The organism is Pseudomonas campi (assembly GCF_013200955.2).
Lineage (GTDB): Bacteria > Pseudomonadota > Gammaproteobacteria > Pseudomonadales > Pseudomonadaceae > Aquipseudomonas > Aquipseudomonas campi.
In genome coordinates this window covers 475,631-489,845 of sequence record NZ_CP053697.2, presented here as the reverse complement: position 1 = coordinate 489,845, position 14,215 = coordinate 475,631, and the positions used below count along the sequence as shown (strand labels likewise).

Here is a 14,215-nt window from a genome sequence, read left to right as displayed (position 1 = left end):
CAGCACCACCTGCAGGCGATCCAGAGATACCTGCGCCAAGTGTTGTAGGCGGCCGTACAGCAAGGTGATCTGGCTTCCGTCCTGACCTCTCTCGCAGCGTCAGCCAGTTAGCTGGCACCACGGCACAAAAACCGCAAGTGACGCCCCTGCCCCCGCATACCCCGTGCCGATGATGTTTCTGCGATTGGCTTCACTGTCACGCCCCCCGGAAATTCCCGGCTCATGCCTCAATGGTAAAGTGGCGCCCCGTTTGCCCCGCACCACATGGACGTTACATGCTCAGGCACAGCATCCCTCCGCGCCAGGACTGGCGCACCCAAGCCGCCTCACTCGGCTTTCATTTCCACTCCATCGGCGGCGAGCCTTACTGGGACGAGAGCATCTGCTACCGCTTCAGCCTGCGTCAGATCGAAGACGCCATCGAAGCGCCCAGCGCCGAGCTGGAGGCCATGTGCCTGGCCCTGGTGGCCGAGGTGGTGGACAGCGAGGCGCTGCTGCGGCGCATGGCGGTGCCCGAGGCCCACTGGCAACTGATCCGCGACAGCTGGCAGGCTCGCGAGCCGGCGCTCTACGGGCGCATGGACCTGGCCTACGACGGCCAGGGCCCGGCGCGCTTCTACGAATACAACGCCGATACGCCGACCGGCCTGTACGAGGCGGCCTTCTTCCAGTGGGTGTGGCTGGAGCAATGCCGCGAGCGTGGCCTGCTGCCCGTGGCGGCCGACCAGTACAACCGCATCCAGGACGCGCTGATCGAGCGTCTGCAGCACATCGGCCTGGCCGGGCAACCCTTGCATCTAGCCTGCTGCCGCGACCATATCGAGGATGAGGGCACCCTGACCTACCTGGCCGACTGCGCCAGCCAGGCCGGCCTGCAACCCCAGTTGATGCATATCGACGATATCGGCCACCTGCCCGGCAAGGGCTTTGTCGACCTGCGCAACCAGCCGCTGCAACAGCTGTTCAAGCTCTATCCCTGGGAATGGTTGCTGCAAGAGGACTTTTCCCGCCATCTGGCGCAGAGCCACACGCGCTTTATCGAACCGGTGTGGAAGACCCTGCTGTCGAACAAGGCCATCCTGCCGCTGCTCTGGCAACGCCATGCCGGCCACCCCAACCTGCTGCCGGCCTGCTTCGCCGATACCGCGGATGCCGAGCTGCTCGGCACGCGCTGGGTGCGCAAGCCGTTCTTCTCCCGCGAGGGGGCCAACATTCGTGTGGAAAGCGCCAAGGGCGTGGAGTTGGAAGTGCCCGGCCCTTACAGCGACGGCCCGGCGATCCTACAGGCCTGGTGCCCGCCACCAAGCATGGGCGGCCAGCATCCGATCATCGGCAGCTGGCTGGTCGGCGGTGAGCCGGTCGGCATGGGCATGCGCGAGGACCTGGGCGTGATCACCCAGGACAGCTCACGCTTCGTCCCGCACTACATCCTCGATTGAGCGAGCGCCGAGCAGGGCCTGGCAGCGTGCCGCAACCTGTTGCTGCAAGGCATAACCGGCCAGGCCGCAGGCCAGAGCAGCCAGGCCGAGCACCAAGTGCGCCAGCAGGAAGCCGACCAGGTCGAAGCTGATGATCAGGAAGGTCACCAGAAATGTCTCGGCCACCACCGAGCTGGCCACCAGCACCTCCGGGCTGAACAAGCGCCGCAGATAGTCGCGCAGGGTCAGCGGTCGATAGACGTCGATGGCCTGCAGCTTCCCCCAGTCCAGCTCGCCCAGCACCTGGGCGTTGCACGGCAACAGGTTTTCCTGGGAATGCGCGGCGACGCTCTGCGGATCGACCGCCGCCTGCCGCGCCTGCTGCAATCGCACAATGCCCGCCAGGTCGATGGCCTCGCCGCTGTTCAGGTGCAGCAGCCACTGGCGCCGGGGATTGAACAGATAAGTGTTGGGGTAGGCGCCCGCCAGCAGGCAGTAACCCAGGAACAGCAACCACAACAGCCCCCAGGCCAACAGGGTCAGCTCGAAGTTGCCCAACGGCCAGGGACGGAACTCAAGGGCCAGCTGCCCCGCCAGCAGCGCGCCGATCAACAGCGGGGTCAGCAGGCAGAGCAACTGCGCCAGCAGTTGCTGATTGCCCAGCAACAGCACGGTCTGGCTGATCGCATCGCGCTGCAGGACTCGCACCGGCGGCTCGTCGAACAGCTCGTCAGGCATTTCCAAGGGGCTACTCATCTCAGGACCTCGCATCCAGGCGGACCATCAGCAACTGCCACTGGCGGTCGCTCCACAGGGCGTGTGCCTGCGTCGGTTGGCGATTGGCGGGGAGCAGCACCATGGCGAAGGGACGCCCACCCAGTTGCAGCTCGGCCAGCTGCAAGGCCGGCACCACCCCTTCCAGGCGTGACGGGACGCCCACCAGAGCCTCCACCGCCGCGGGCTTGGCCAGCGGCGTCCACCATGCCTGCCAGGCATGCAGCCCGCGCAGGCGCGAACCACTCAGGCGCAGGCGCCCGTCGCGATGCAGGGCGAGCAGGTCTTCGGGCCAGGCCTCGGGCATACCAGCCTGCCAGCCGGGCCACTCCTCGAGTGGGGTGTCGACCAGGCTGCGCCAGACTCTGTCGAGCTGCTGCAGCTCCTGCGCAGTTGCTTGTGCCATGCCCTGAACCATGGCCTGTTCGCTGTCCAGGGCAACATCTTCCAGCGGTTCAGTACGCATGCGCCGCAGGTCATTGACCTGCATGCGCAACACCCGCCCGCTCTGCCAGGCGCTGCCACTGTGATCCCAGAAAATTGCCGCCTGCACCTGGGTCATGCCGCCGCCACTGAACTGCATGCCCATGCACTGACTCATGGCCCGCACCGGCGGTGCTGCACGCACCAGCACCGGTGGCTGGCAGAGAGGGTGCAAACCCAGCTCCTTGAGGCTGTGGTGTTGATTACGCGCGGGCAGCTTGACCCGCAGCGACTCGGGCTTGCCGGCAATCTGTTTCTGCAACTGGGCCAGCAGCGCTTCGGCCTCGCCGATGCTTTTTCCCAGGCTCTCCGCACGCAGCGTGCCGCAGCAGGCCAGGCACGCACAGAGCAGCAGCCAGCGAGGGTGCATTCGCATCGTAATCACCCCGTGGCCAGCGCCATGCTGCTGCGCGCCGAGGCGCCAAAGCCACCGCGGGCCGTGCCACCCATCCGCGCAGGCAGCGCGTTGGCCTGGAAATGCTGGGCGTAGCCGGCGCCCGCCTGCAGATGGCTGGTGTGCAGATTCAATTGACGGATGCTCTGGTCGCCCAGGTACTGCCCCTGGCTGGTGAACATGTACCAGTTGCGATTGCTGAAGCCGCCGTAATAGCTCGGGTAGTGATAGGTGGAGGTATAACCGCTGCTGACGCCACCGAGGTTCTCCTCGCTCATGCCATAGACCGGCTGCAGCTCCTCCATGTCCAGCTCCGCCAGGGCCGGCTGCTCGCCCTGGCGCAGACGTTCGAGCAGCGACTCGCTGACCAGGAAGGCCGCCGGGTTCGGCCGGGCCAGGCCATCATCGCCCAGCGCACAGTTCTGCACGGCTTGCGGCTCGCACCAGGTGCCGTCCTTGCAGCTTGGGCTGATGCGCAGGAAATCGCCCTCGCAGGCGGTGAAATTGACGAAGCTGGGCGCGATCTGCGCATTGCGCCGCAGGGCCTCGTTATACAGCTTCTGGCACTGCTCGGCCGACAGCGGGCTGTCACTGTCGCACAGCGCCACGCTGGGGAAGACCCGCACATCACGGTACAGCGGGTCCCACATGAGAATCGCCAGCGGCGCCACGCCCATCAGGCTGAGGGTCAGCAGGCTGGCACGCTTCTGCCGGCGGGCAAGCGCCGGAACGGCGTCAGGGAAGGCAACGGGCGCAGGAGCCGCGAGGGTATCGGCGTCAGACATAAAACTTCCGTGTTTGCAGTCAGCAGGCCGGGCATTACAAAGGCTGCGCCAGCGCCGGTCAACCGCGCCGTCCAGCGCGGCCAGGAAGATGTGAACCAGTCCCGGCGGCACGGAGCGGCCGCCGGTAACAACGCCTTAGCGCAGCGTCAAAGCGATCGGCGCATCCTCGAAGTCGAAGCAGCCGAGGAAGGTCTTGATCTCCAGCAGGTCGCCATCGACCTTTACATCGCCCAGCAGCGCGCCCTTGAGCAGGCCGTTCTCGCCGCTCATCACGGTGTCCAGGTAGCTCTTGTCGAGGGTCAGCTTGAGCGTGGTGCCCACGGGAATGCCCTGGTGCAACTGCACCACGCCACGGCGCACTTCCAGCGCCCACTCCTCGCCGATATCCGGGAAGCTGAAGCCCAGGGTCAGTTGCACATCATTGGCTTGGTCCGGATCGATGCGGGTGATCCAGTTCTGCAGGAAGACCCGCGCCGGGAAGTTCTTCAGCATGTCCGGGGAGAGAAATGCACTGCGCATGTCCTGGGCCAGCTGCTGCACCTCGTCACCGTCGAACTTGCCCTCCAGCTCCATGGCGCTCATCAGGTACCAGTTGCGCCAGTTGATGTTCATGCTGGCGTAGCCGAGCTTGCGGAAGCTGCGCGCCTTGATGTCGCGGGCCAGTTGATCCTCGTTGTCCAGGCTGATGACATAGCTGGCCAGCTCCGCGGCCCACTGGTGTTCGCCCTTAAGATAGGCCTCGCCGGCGGCCAGCAGTACCTTGTCATGCCCGCCCATCAGGGCGATCAGCCGTTCGGCTTTCTGCTTCGGCGGCAGCGGGTCGAGCGCCACCGGGTCGCCCTGGAACCAGCCCAGGTAGCCGTTGTAGATCTGCCGCACGCTGTGCTTCACCGTGCCGTAGTACTCGCGCAGATAGGGCGTATAGCCGGCCAGATGCGGTGGCAGTTTGACCTTCTCGACCAGCTCGTCCGGGGTCAGGCCCTTGTTCATCCAGCGCACGCTCTGGTCGTGGATATAGGCGATGCCGTCGCGGGTCATGCGCAGCACTTCTTCGACCTGCGCCTGACCGCTGACCGGACGGCCGTGCAGCGGCACCATATGCTCGGCTTGATAAGCGCGCAGCTTGTCCAGGCTCTCGACCCACACCACCGGGTCACGGAACTTGGTGCCGCGCAGGGTGTGAATATTCGGCAGAGTCGGCCCCTGCTCCACCTCGGCGCTGATCAGCACGCGGTTAGCCGGCAGGTAGACGGTGATCTCGTCGGGAGCCTCGCTGGGCACATGCAGGAACTGCAGATCCAGGCCGGCGATGCGGGTGTCGAGCTTGTCCTTGAAGGTCAGGGTCGGCGCAATAAAGGTCGAGGCCTCGACCTTGGCCAGCGGGCCGATGCCGGCGTTCATCTGCTCGTGGTCACTGTCCGGCAGCCCGGCACCGAAGCTGTAGCCGGAACGCACCGAGAGAATCGGCCCGACCAGCGCACCCTGGGCCACCACGTTGGCCAGCAGGGTTTCATGGGCGATGATCTGTACCTCGCCGCTGCGCACCTGCTCCTCCGTGACGAAGGCCTTCACGCCGTTGATATGGTCCGGGTGGAAGTGGGTGTAGACCACGGCCTTGACTGGCTTGTCGCTGATCTTGCGAAACTCGGCCATGATCTTGCGCGACTCGCTGACCGCCTCGCCGGTGTCGACGATGATCAGCCCTTCCGGCGCCTCGATCATCGCCACGTTGCCCAGCTGCCAGCCGACGGCGGAATAGACGTTGTCCGCCACCTGGTAGACCTTCTGCACGAAATGCTTGCTGTGCTCGGCCAGCTCCGGGTGGATCGAGGCGGCAATCTGTTCTTCGGGCAGGGCGGCATGGCCGGCCAGGGGTAACGCCAGGCTCAGCAGCACGGCGGCAGTTCGGTTGCGTGAAAACATGCGCAGACGCTCATTGTGGTGGGCAGTGCTGGCAGATTGGCCAATGCAAGCCAATAATTCCAATGCATTCCAAATCAACTAACGATGCAAATCATGCATGAATGACCTTCGCCAGCTCCGCCACTTTGTCGCCCTCGCCGAGCACGGCCACTTCGCCCGTGCCGCCGAGGCCGTGCACCTCAGTCAACCGGCGCTGAGCCGCAGCATCCAGGCGCTGGAAAGCAGCCTCGGTTGCAACCTGGTCGACCGCCACAGCCGCGGCATCAGCCTCACCGCCCACGGTGAACTGGTGCTGGAGCATGCCCGCCGCCTGCTCGCCGGCAGCCGGGCGCTGAGCAATGCAGTGAGCCAGCTGGGCAATCTGAGCAGCGGCGAGCTGCGCCTGGGCGCCGGCCCCTACCCTGCCGCGCGCCTGGTGCCGCAGGCCCTCGGCCAGTTCGCCGGGCGCCACCCACGGGTGCGCGTGCAATTGCTGATCGACAACTGGCAGCAGTTGCGCAGCCGTCTGCTGAACGACGAGATCGAGCTGTTCATCGCCGATACCCGCGAGTTCCACGACGACCCCCAACTGCAGGTGACGGCGCTGCAGAGCCACCACGGCGTGCTGTTCTGCCGCCCGCAGCACCCGCTGTGCCAGCGCCAGCCGCTGTCGCCAGGCGACCTGAATGAATTCCCCCTGGCCGGCACGCAGATGCCGGTGGAGGTCGACCGCCTGCTGCAGCGTCTGGGCGATGGGGAAAACCCGCTGAGCATCCAGTGCGACAACTTCATGGTGCTCAAGGAGTTGGTGTCGACCAGCGATGTGCTCAGCCTGGCGCCCTGGGATGTGGTGGCCGCCGATGTCCAGGCCGGACGCCTGGTCACCCTGCGCCTGGCCGGCGACCCGGCCCTGGCCCGCTCGGCCTATGGCATCGTCAGCCGCGCCGGACACAGCCTGTCGCCGGCGGCCGAGCAGTTGCAGCAGATCATCTGCGCGCAGGATGGTCAGACAAAGCCGGCGTAGGATCGGGTGCAGGGCGCAGCAACGAAGCCCAACATCCCGGCTGCTGCCCCTCCCAAGGAGCATTTTGCGCGCCCGAGATAACCCCGAGTTGTCGCCTGGGATCGTAGGGTGGACCGCGCTTCACCGGTCCACCACTGGCAGCCGAGCCGAACGCCAATGGCGGAAATAAACCGCGATTTCCACCCTACGGGTTAGCCCCCCAGCTTAAGCCGCGCCGCGTACAGGCAGATCATCTCCATGGCCAGGGTGGCGCCGACCAGGGCAGTGACTTCGGCGTTGTCGTAGGGCGGCGCCACTTCCACCACGTCCATGCCGACCAGGTTGATGCCGCGCAGGCCGCGCAGGATTTCCAGGGCCTGATGGCTGGAGAGGCCGCCACACACCGGGGTGCCGGTGCCGGGGGCGAAGGCCGGGTCGAGGCAGTCGATGTCGAAGGTCAGGTACACCGGCTGGTCACCGACGCGGGCGCGGATCAGCTCGGCGATCTGCTCCGGCGTGCTGCGATTGACCTGCCGTGCATCCAGCACCTGGAAGCCCATCACGTCGTCATTGGTGGTGCGCAAGCCGACCTGCACCGAGCGCGCCGGGTCGACCAGGCCCTCCTTGGCCGCGTGGTAGAACATGGTGCCGTGGTCGATGCGCGCGCCCTCTTCGTCCGGCCAGGTGTCGCTGTGCGCGTCGAAGTGGATCAGCGCCAGCGGGCCGTGTTTCCTGGCATGGGCCTTGAGCAGCGGGTAGCTGATGAAGTGATCGCCGCCCAGGGTGAGCATGGCGCAGCCGGCCGCGAGGATCTTGTCGGCATGCGCCTCGATCACCGCCGGGGTGTCCTGCGGGGTGCCGTGGTCGAAGTTGCAGTCGCCGTAGTCGATACAGGCCAGTACATCGAACGGGTCGAACTCCCAGGGATAGTGGCGCTCCCAGGCCGACTGGATCGAGGCGGCGCGAATCGCACGCGGACCGAAGCGGCTGCCGGGGCGGTTGCTGGTGGCGGTGTCGAACGGCACGCCGCTGACCACCAGGTCCACCCCGCGCAGATCGCGGGTATAGCGGCGGCGCATGAAGCTGGTGATGCCGGCGTAGGTCGGCTCGGCGACGGTGCCGTAGAGGCTGTCACGGGTGATGGCCAGGTCGTTGTCGAAGGCTTGTTCCATGGTTGGGTTCTCGGTGGGTAAAGACAGGGGGTTCTCTGTAGGAGCGAGCTCTGCTCGCGAAGTCGGTCATGCAGAAGCTTCGCGAGCAGAGCTCGCTCCTACGCGGTCCGGGTCGGGCTCAGTACTGGGTGCGAAAGCTGGCCCAAAGCCGGGTACGTTCGCGCTGGGCGCGCAGCGGCAGGATCTGCTCGGCGAACAGTTTTTCGCGCACCACCCGTGGCGGGTAGATGTCCGGGTCGCCGCTCACCGCCGCGTCCAGCAACGGGGTGGCCGCGCGGTTAGCGTTGGCGAAGTACAGCGCGTTGGTCAGCTCGGCGATGGCCTCGGGCTTGAGCATGTAGTCGATGAAGGACCGCGCCGCCTCGGGGTGCGGCGCATCCACCGGGATGGCCATGGTGTCGAACCAGATCAGCGTGCCTTCGCGAGGAATGCGGTAGAGCACCTCGAACGGCTGCTTGGCTTCGGCGGCGCGGGCGGCGGCCATGCCGGCGTCGCCGGTGTAGGTCAGCGCCAGGCAGATCTCGCCCTTGGCCAGGTCGTCGATGTGTTTCGCCGAGGCTACGTAGCGCAGGTTGGGCTGCAGCGCGGCGAGCAGCGCCTTGACCGCCTGCAGGTCATCCGGATTACCGCCGTAGGGCTTCTTGCCCAGGTAGTTGAGGGCGATGGCCACCACTTCCTGCGGCGAGTCGAGCACGGCGACGCCGCAGTCCTTGAGCTTGCCGGCGTATTCGGGCTTGAACAGCAGGTCGAGGCTGTCCAGCGCCACACCGGGCAGGCGCTGCTCCACGGCCTGGCGGTTGATGCCCAGGCCGACGGTACCCCAGGTGTAGGGCACGCCGAAACGGTTGCCCGGATCAATGAAGGCCAGCTTGGCGAGCATCTCCGGGTCGAGGTTGCCGGCGTTGCTCAGGCTGCCGACCGGTTGCACAGCCTTGGCCTGGATCGCCCGGCCCAGGCCGCTGGAGGCGGGAAACACGACGTCGTAGCCGCTGCCGCCAGTGAGCAGCTTGGCGTCCAGCACCTCGGCGCTGTCGAAGGTGTCGTACTTGACCCGGATACCGGTCTCGCCCTGGAAGCGTTTGAGCGCCTCGGGCGCCACGTAGTCGGCCCAGTTGTACAGGTTGAGGACCTTTTCCTCGGCCTGCAGCGGCAGGGCGAAGGCGAGCATGAACAAGCTTGCAGCAAGACGCATGGTGGACAACCTCGTTGGACTGACTGAGCGCGACTTCCGTAGGAGCCAGCTTGCTGGCGATCACCGCCGCCTGGTGTGCGCTGGATCGCCAGCAGGCTGGCTCCTACAGGCTGCATCCTGCGCCGGGCATTGCTTCCGATAAATACGAAGTGATCTACTCTGGCATCGCTATTCATCGATGTTTGGAACCGCCATGCTCAGCCAACTGCGCGACCTCGACCTGCAACTGCTGCGCCTGTTCGTCACCGTGGTGGAGAGCGGCGGTTTCAGTGCCGCCCAGGGCGAGTTGGGGATCGGCCAATCGACCATCAGCACGCAAATGGCCAAGCTGGAGACGCGCCTGGGCTTTCGCTTGTGCGAGCGCGGCAAGGCCGGTTTCCGCCTGACGCCCAAGGGCGAGCAGGTACTGGCGGCCACGCGCAAGCTGTTCGGCGCCATCGAGACCTTCAAGGGCGAGGCCCAGGGCATGGCCGACAAGCTGCTCGGCGAGCTGCATATCGGCCTGTCCGAGGCGCTGGCCGACGAGGTGCTGGAGCAGGTCGCGGCGGCCATCGGGCGTTTCCGCCGGCGCAACCAGGCGGTGCAGATCGAGCTGCTCAGCGCCGTGCCGGCCGAACTGGAACGGCGCCTGCTGCAAGGCCAGCTGCAACTGGCCATCGGCTATTTCTCCGGGGCACAGACCGCACTGGACTACCAGCGGCTGTTCGTCGAGCAGCAGCACCTGTATTGCGGCCGCGGCCATCCGCTGTTCGGCCGGGGGCAGGTCGAGGCCGCGGAACTGGCGCACTGCGACGGCGTGTTGCACCCCTACCGCTTCTTCGACAACGACGAGCCCTGGCAGGCCGGCAGCAGCAGCGCGCGCTGCGAACAGGTGGAAGGCACCCTGGCCTTTATCCTGTCCGGCGCGCATATCGGCTACCTGCCCGAGCACATCGCCGCACCCTGGGTCGGGCGTGGCCAGCTGCAGGTCGTGCAGCCCGACCAGCAGGGTTTCAGCGTCGAATTCCGCCTGGCCCAGCACCGCGGTCGCCAGCCCAGCGAAGCGCAGCAGGCGCTGGTCGAGGACCTGCTGGCAGTCTTTGCCTGAGACTCGCACGCCTACGAAGGTCCGCCTGTAGGGTGGATCGCGCTCCATCGATCCACCGAGCGGCGCCGTGGTGGATGAAAAAAGTGTCATCCACCCTACGAGCGACGAGCTCCACGCAGGGCTGATCGCGACCGATTCGCCCGCTGAATCGGCGTATTTGACGCTTTTCATCGCTAGACCGACCGGTCTACATATAGCGTCATGAACGCACACAACCTCAGCACCCGCGACAAACTGATCGCCACCATGGCCGATACCCTGCAACGCAAGGGGCTGCATGGTGCCGGCCTGAACGAACTGCTGGCCCAGGCCCAGGCGCCCAAGGGCAGCCTTTATCACCACTTCCCCGGCGGCAAGAGCGAGCTGGCGGTGGCCGCCATCGAGTACATCGGCCAGCGCACCGATAGCTTCTTCGCTCAGCTGTTCCGCGAGCATCCGGACCCCCTGCGGGCCATGCAGCGCTGGCTCGACAACACCCTGCAGCAACTGGAAGGCAGTCGCTTCGAGCGCGGCTGCCCGCTGGCCACCGTGGCCCTGGAAAGCGGCCCGGAGGATGTCGAGATCCGCGCCGCCCTGGCCGCCTGTTTCAGCCGTCTGCGCCAGACCCTGACGACCCAACTGCAGGGCGTCGGCTTCAACACCGACAGCGCCGACAGCTTCGCCCATCTGTTCATCTCGCTCTATGAAGGCGGCTTGTTGCAGGCCCGTGTGGCCGGTAGCGGCGAGCCCTTGCAACGCGCCAGCGCGGCGCTTTTCCAGCTACTGCGTGACTACCCGCGGGAGACCCGCCATGACCAGTGAAAACTCCACCATCCGCCGCGAAGAACTGCAGCTAAGCGCCCGCGACGGCTATCCGCTGCGCGCCACCCTGTACCATGCGCCGCAGCCGCGCGCGCGCCTGTTGATCGGCGGTGCCACCGGCGTGCCGCAGGGCTTCTACCGACGCTTCGCCGAATATGCCGCGCAGCGCGGCTACAGCACCCTGAGCCTGGACTATCGCGGCATCGGCCAGTCCAAGCCGGCGCAGCTGCGCGGCTTCGATATGCGCTACCTGGACTGGGCCACCCATGACCTGGCCGCCGCCCTCGACCACCTGCACGGCGACGACCTGCCGACCTACATGGTCGGCCACTCCTTCGGCGGCCATGCCTTCGGCCTGCTGCCGGGGCACGAGCGGGTCGCCGGTTTCTACACCTTCGGCACCGGTGCCGGCTGGCACGGCTGGATGCCGCCGCTGGAGCGCGCCCGCGTGCAGCTGATGTGGAACCTGGTCGGCCCGCTGATCGTCCTGCGCAAGGGCTACCTGGCCTGGAGCAAGCTGGGCATGGGCGAAGACCTGCCGCTGGGCGTGTACCAGCAGTGGAAACGCTGGTGCCGCTACCCGCGCTATTTCTTCGACGACCCCGAACAGGGCCATCTGGCCGCCCAGTTCGCCAACGTGCGCACGCCGATCGTCGCCGCCAACACCCTCGACGACCTGTGGGCGCCACCCAGCTCGCGTGATGCCTTCATGGCCGCCTACAGCACCGCGCCCTACCAGGCCCGCACCATCGACTCCCAGGCCGAAGGCCTCGGCGCCATTGGCCATATGGGCTACTTCCGCAGCAGCGCCACGCCGCTGTGGGACGAGGCGCTGGGCTGGTTCGAACAGCTGCAAACCAATCGCCGCGCCGCCTGAGAACCTGCTTACGATCTCCTGACTCGCGGCCATACCGCGTTAAAAACGGCCTCGGCAAGCCGCTTGCGGCTAACGCACTTCAGTGCGGCCCCGAAGGGGCGAGCGGAGCGAGTCATGCTCATTTACAGCTCGTAAACTGCGCTTCCTCGGCGTTTTGATCAGCCAGAGGCTGTTACTAACGTAGCGCCTTGTCTGGCTCTAATTCAGAAGATCGTAAACAGATTCTGATCGCCAAGAGCAGCAAACCATTCCTAAAGGAAAATACTGATGAACCCGCAACAGATGACCGGCCTGGAAATCATGCAAGCCTTCGCCGCCGGGCACTTCCCCAAGCCTGGCATTGCCAAGACCATGCCCATGGAAGTCGAGACGGTGGAGGCCAACCGCGTGGTCTTCGCCGTCACCGCCGATGAGCGCCACACCAACCCGCTGGGTGGCGTACACGGCGGTTTTGCCGCCACCGTGCTGGACTCGGTGACCGGCTGCGCCACCCACACCGCCCTGGGCGCCGGCGAGAGCTACGGCACCATCGAGCTGAACGTAAAGATGAGCAAGGCCATCCCCTTCAACCGCACGCTGCGCGCCGAAGGCAAGGTGATCAATGTCAGCTCGCGCCTGGTCATTTCCGAAGGCAGCATTCGTGACGCTGACGGCACCCTCTACGCCTACGGCACCGCCACCTGCATGATCCTGCGCTAAGCGCCGGTTGCCGATCTTGTCCCCGCGCGCACGAGGAACAGGGCTGCCCAGGTTTGAACCTGGACGCCCTGCCGTAGGGTGCGCCGCGCGCACCTCAGTCCCCGCTGGGGCTTCCGGTGCGCACAGCGCACCCTACGGGCTATCGTAAACAGGCTTCTACCGGTGTAGAGCGCCCGCCGTCAGAACCTGGGCTGACGCCCCGGCGGCGTTCGCTGACGTAGCTGTCCGGCCAGGCGCTCGATGGCCTGCAGGGTCAACTGGATTTCCTCGTGGATCAGCACCCGGCCGGGCACATCCTCCAGGATCAACTCATCCAGGGCCTCTTCGGCCTCCAACTGGTAACGCGGGTCAAACGACTGAAACCTATCCATTGCGGTGTCCTCAGGGTTTTCCGGCAGCGACAGGCCGCCGGTGCGCTGGGCAGCAACTGGCAAAACAAGGAATCTGTTGTTGTCCGGGTCAGCATGCAACCCGTTGATGACTGTTGTTCGACCGGTCAGCATTGCGCCGACACCTGGTCAATTTCTGCGCATTTGTGCCAGGGGTCAAGGGCACCGGCGGCACTGCCGATGCCCTTGTGCGCCTTATTCGGCGCGCTTGCTGAAGTTCAGGTCCGCATAGATCCGCTCGCCACTGGCCTCATCGGCCACCACCAGGCGCGCCTTGTAGCCACCGGCAGGCAACCAGGCCGGGATCAGGAAGTTCTTCAGCTCGGAGAAGCTCGAGCCCGCAGGAACCTGCACGGTGCGCGGCGAGAGCAGCGGATAGCTGGTGCCGTCGGGCAGTTCAGTGGTGATCCAGTAGCTGAGGCTCAGATCGTTGGCACTGCGGTTGAACAGGGTCCGACTGTGGCGGATATAGCCACCGCTGGCGGGCAGCACATCGGTCGTGCCGGGGCGTAGTTTGAGTTCCAGGCCCAGCATGGGTTCCGGCGGTGGCCCCTGCAGATCGGCGGGGTCTTCGTAGATCTTGATATTGCTGACGGCAGCGGTTGCTTGAGAGCACTGATCTGCCGCGCCAGTCCAGGGCGACATGGTCATGCGGATACCAGTCAGCGTTGTGCTACCCAAAGTGCTGCTGTGAACCTGGTTGCCATTGATAGCGATGGTCAGCAGGTTCTTGGCGACATCGCCATGGATAGTGATCTGGTAGAGCTGCTGATCGGTGAAATAGCCAAAGCGGCTGCTTTTGCCTCCGACATTAAACAGATAGATGTCGTTCCCGCCGCCATGGAAGTTCAACGAACGAGCGCCATAGTCCTTGCTATCCAGCGAAATGCTGAAAGCGCTATCGCTGTTATTCAATGAGGACGTCTGTACGTCGTAGCTCAGATAAATTTTCTGCTGCCCTGCCGGCAGAAAAAACTCGATCTGGTCATAGGAAGCGCCGCAACTGGGCTGGTTGAACACCCCCCAGTTGCCCGGCTGGCCGGCAAAGTTGCTGACCATCTGCACCGACCCCATGTTCTGCCGCGACGGTGTATTGGGTGTACCGTCAATGAGGATCGGCTGGCCATCGACATGCGGTGGCGAAGGGAAGTTGACGTCGTAGAGAACGGCCGAATGAGCGAGGGAACTGGCGAGGCACAGCGATGCACAAGCAAGCAGTTGCTTTGTCTGCATGGTTTC

The 14,215-nt window shown here is 65.5% G+C and carries 14 protein-coding genes; 6 read left to right on the top strand and 8 right to left on the bottom strand.

Going from position 1 to position 14,215, the window contains the following annotated elements:
- The first annotated feature begins 275 nt into the window (after nucleotides 1-275).
- The gene (locus tag HNE05_RS02115) at nucleotides 276-1,439 is read left to right on the top strand and encodes a glutathionylspermidine synthase family protein (RefSeq protein ID WP_173211531.1); all 1,164 of its coding nucleotides are present in this window, start codon (nucleotides 276-278) and stop codon (nucleotides 1,437-1,439) included.
- Here HNE05_RS02115 and HNE05_RS02110 read toward each other — a convergent pair.
- The 4 genes from HNE05_RS02110 to HNE05_RS02095 all read right to left on the bottom strand — a co-directional run bounded on the left by HNE05_RS02110 (nucleotide 1,407) and on the right by HNE05_RS02095 (nucleotide 5,777).
- Nucleotides 1,407-2,174, bottom strand: a complete 768-nt coding sequence (locus tag HNE05_RS02110) for a hypothetical protein (protein WP_173211530.1) — start codon at nucleotides 2,172-2,174, stop codon at nucleotides 1,407-1,409. The two genes, HNE05_RS02115 and HNE05_RS02110, sit on opposite strands and share 33 nt — an antisense overlap.
- Nucleotide 2,175: 1 nt before the next feature.
- Nucleotides 2,176-3,051 (bottom strand): hypothetical protein, encoded by an 876-nt coding sequence (locus tag HNE05_RS02105; RefSeq protein ID WP_173211529.1) that lies wholly within the window; start codon nucleotides 3,049-3,051, stop codon nucleotides 2,176-2,178.
- Nucleotides 3,052-3,056: 5 nt separating this feature from the next.
- A complete protein-coding gene (locus HNE05_RS02100; protein ID WP_173211528.1) occupies nucleotides 3,057-3,854 on the bottom strand; it encodes a DUF1190 domain-containing protein in 798 nt (265 codons plus the stop codon).
- Between the two features lie 135 nt (nucleotides 3,855-3,989).
- Nucleotides 3,990-5,777, bottom strand: coding sequence for an alkyl/aryl-sulfatase (locus HNE05_RS02095; protein ID WP_173211527.1), 1,788 nt, complete (start codon nucleotides 5,775-5,777; stop codon nucleotides 3,990-3,992).
- 97 nt (nucleotides 5,778-5,874) lie between these two features.
- Here HNE05_RS02095 and HNE05_RS02090 point away from each other — a divergent pair, with 97 nt between their 5' ends.
- On the top strand, nucleotides 5,875-6,780 hold the full coding sequence (locus tag HNE05_RS02090; RefSeq protein ID WP_173211526.1) for a LysR family transcriptional regulator: 906 nt from the start codon (nucleotides 5,875-5,877) through the stop codon (nucleotides 6,778-6,780).
- Between the two features lie 191 nt (nucleotides 6,781-6,971).
- On the opposite strand, the gene speB is transcribed toward HNE05_RS02090, so the two are convergent.
- Both speB and HNE05_RS02080 read right to left on the bottom strand, forming a co-directional pair.
- On the bottom strand, nucleotides 6,972-7,931 hold the full coding sequence (gene speB / locus HNE05_RS02085; RefSeq protein WP_173211525.1) for an agmatinase: 960 nt from the start codon (nucleotides 7,929-7,931) through the stop codon (nucleotides 6,972-6,974).
- A gap of 118 nt (nucleotides 7,932-8,049) precedes the next feature.
- Complete coding sequence (locus tag HNE05_RS02080) at nucleotides 8,050-9,123, bottom strand: polyamine ABC transporter substrate-binding protein (protein WP_173211524.1); 1,074 nt, start codon at nucleotides 9,121-9,123, stop codon at nucleotides 8,050-8,052.
- A 193-nt stretch (nucleotides 9,124-9,316) separates the two neighbouring features.
- Between HNE05_RS02080 and HNE05_RS02075 the strand changes: the two genes are divergently transcribed.
- From HNE05_RS02075 to HNE05_RS02060, 4 genes are all read left to right on the top strand, one after another.
- Nucleotides 9,317-10,210 (top strand): LysR family transcriptional regulator, encoded by an 894-nt coding sequence (locus tag HNE05_RS02075; protein ID WP_173211523.1) that lies wholly within the window; start codon nucleotides 9,317-9,319, stop codon nucleotides 10,208-10,210.
- 201 nt (nucleotides 10,211-10,411) lie between these two features.
- Nucleotides 10,412-11,011, top strand: a complete 600-nt coding sequence (locus HNE05_RS02070; RefSeq protein WP_219637212.1) for a TetR/AcrR family transcriptional regulator — start codon at nucleotides 10,412-10,414, stop codon at nucleotides 11,009-11,011.
- Nucleotides 11,001-11,888, top strand: a complete 888-nt coding sequence (locus HNE05_RS02065) for an alpha/beta hydrolase family protein (RefSeq protein WP_173211522.1) — start codon at nucleotides 11,001-11,003, stop codon at nucleotides 11,886-11,888. Before HNE05_RS02070 ends, HNE05_RS02065 begins: the two co-directional genes overlap by 11 nt.
- Nucleotides 11,889-12,155: 267 nt before the next feature.
- On the top strand, nucleotides 12,156-12,587 hold the full coding sequence (locus tag HNE05_RS02060) for a PaaI family thioesterase (protein ID WP_160080221.1): 432 nt from the start codon (nucleotides 12,156-12,158) through the stop codon (nucleotides 12,585-12,587).
- Nucleotides 12,588-12,766: 179 nt separating this feature from the next.
- Here HNE05_RS02060 and HNE05_RS02055 read toward each other — a convergent pair whose 3' ends face one another.
- Complete coding sequence (locus HNE05_RS02055; RefSeq protein WP_173211521.1) at nucleotides 12,767-13,090, bottom strand: hypothetical protein; 324 nt, start codon at nucleotides 13,088-13,090, stop codon at nucleotides 12,767-12,769.
- A gap of 81 nt (nucleotides 13,091-13,171) precedes the next feature.
- The gene (locus HNE05_RS02050) at nucleotides 13,172-14,209 is read right to left on the bottom strand and encodes an RbmA family biofilm matrix protein (protein ID WP_173211520.1); all 1,038 of its coding nucleotides are present in this window, start codon (nucleotides 14,207-14,209) and stop codon (nucleotides 13,172-13,174) included.
- Between the last annotated feature and the right edge of the window lie 6 nt (nucleotides 14,210-14,215).

Excerpts from the sequence above, each read along its gene's own strand:
- HNE05_RS02070 (WP_219637212.1), top strand. The coding sequence starts at position 10,412 with ATGAACGCACACAACCTCAGCACCCGCGACAAACTGATCGCCACCATG.
- HNE05_RS02060 (WP_160080221.1), top strand. The coding sequence starts at position 12,156 with ATGAACCCGCAACAGATGACCGGCCTGGAAATCATGCAAGCCTTCGCC.
- HNE05_RS02105 (WP_173211529.1), bottom strand. The coding sequence starts at position 3,051 with ATGCGAATGCACCCTCGCTGGCTGCTGCTCTGTGCGTGCCTGGCCTGC.
- HNE05_RS02110 (WP_173211530.1), bottom strand. The coding sequence starts at position 2,174 with ATGAGTAGCCCCTTGGAAATGCCTGACGAGCTGTTCGACGAGCCGCCG.
- HNE05_RS02050 (WP_173211520.1), bottom strand. The coding sequence starts at position 14,209 with ATGCAGACAAAGCAACTGCTTGCTTGTGCATCGCTGTGCCTCGCCAGT.
- HNE05_RS02095 (WP_173211527.1), bottom strand. The coding sequence starts at position 5,777 with ATGTTTTCACGCAACCGAACTGCCGCCGTGCTGCTGAGCCTGGCGTTA.
- HNE05_RS02115 (WP_173211531.1), top strand. The coding sequence starts at position 276 with ATGCTCAGGCACAGCATCCCTCCGCGCCAGGACTGGCGCACCCAAGCC.
- HNE05_RS02080 (WP_173211524.1), bottom strand. The coding sequence starts at position 9,123 with ATGCGTCTTGCTGCAAGCTTGTTCATGCTCGCCTTCGCCCTGCCGCTG.
- HNE05_RS02090 (WP_173211526.1), top strand. The coding sequence starts at position 5,875 with ATGAATGACCTTCGCCAGCTCCGCCACTTTGTCGCCCTCGCCGAGCAC.
- HNE05_RS02075 (WP_173211523.1), top strand. The coding sequence starts at position 9,317 with ATGCTCAGCCAACTGCGCGACCTCGACCTGCAACTGCTGCGCCTGTTC.
- HNE05_RS02065 (WP_173211522.1), top strand. The coding sequence starts at position 11,001 with ATGACCAGTGAAAACTCCACCATCCGCCGCGAAGAACTGCAGCTAAGC.
- speB (WP_173211525.1), bottom strand. The coding sequence starts at position 7,931 with ATGGAACAAGCCTTCGACAACGACCTGGCCATCACCCGTGACAGCCTC.
- HNE05_RS02055 (WP_173211521.1), bottom strand. The coding sequence starts at position 13,090 with ATGCTGACCGGTCGAACAACAGTCATCAACGGGTTGCATGCTGACCCG.
- HNE05_RS02100 (WP_173211528.1), bottom strand. The coding sequence starts at position 3,854 with ATGTCTGACGCCGATACCCTCGCGGCTCCTGCGCCCGTTGCCTTCCCT.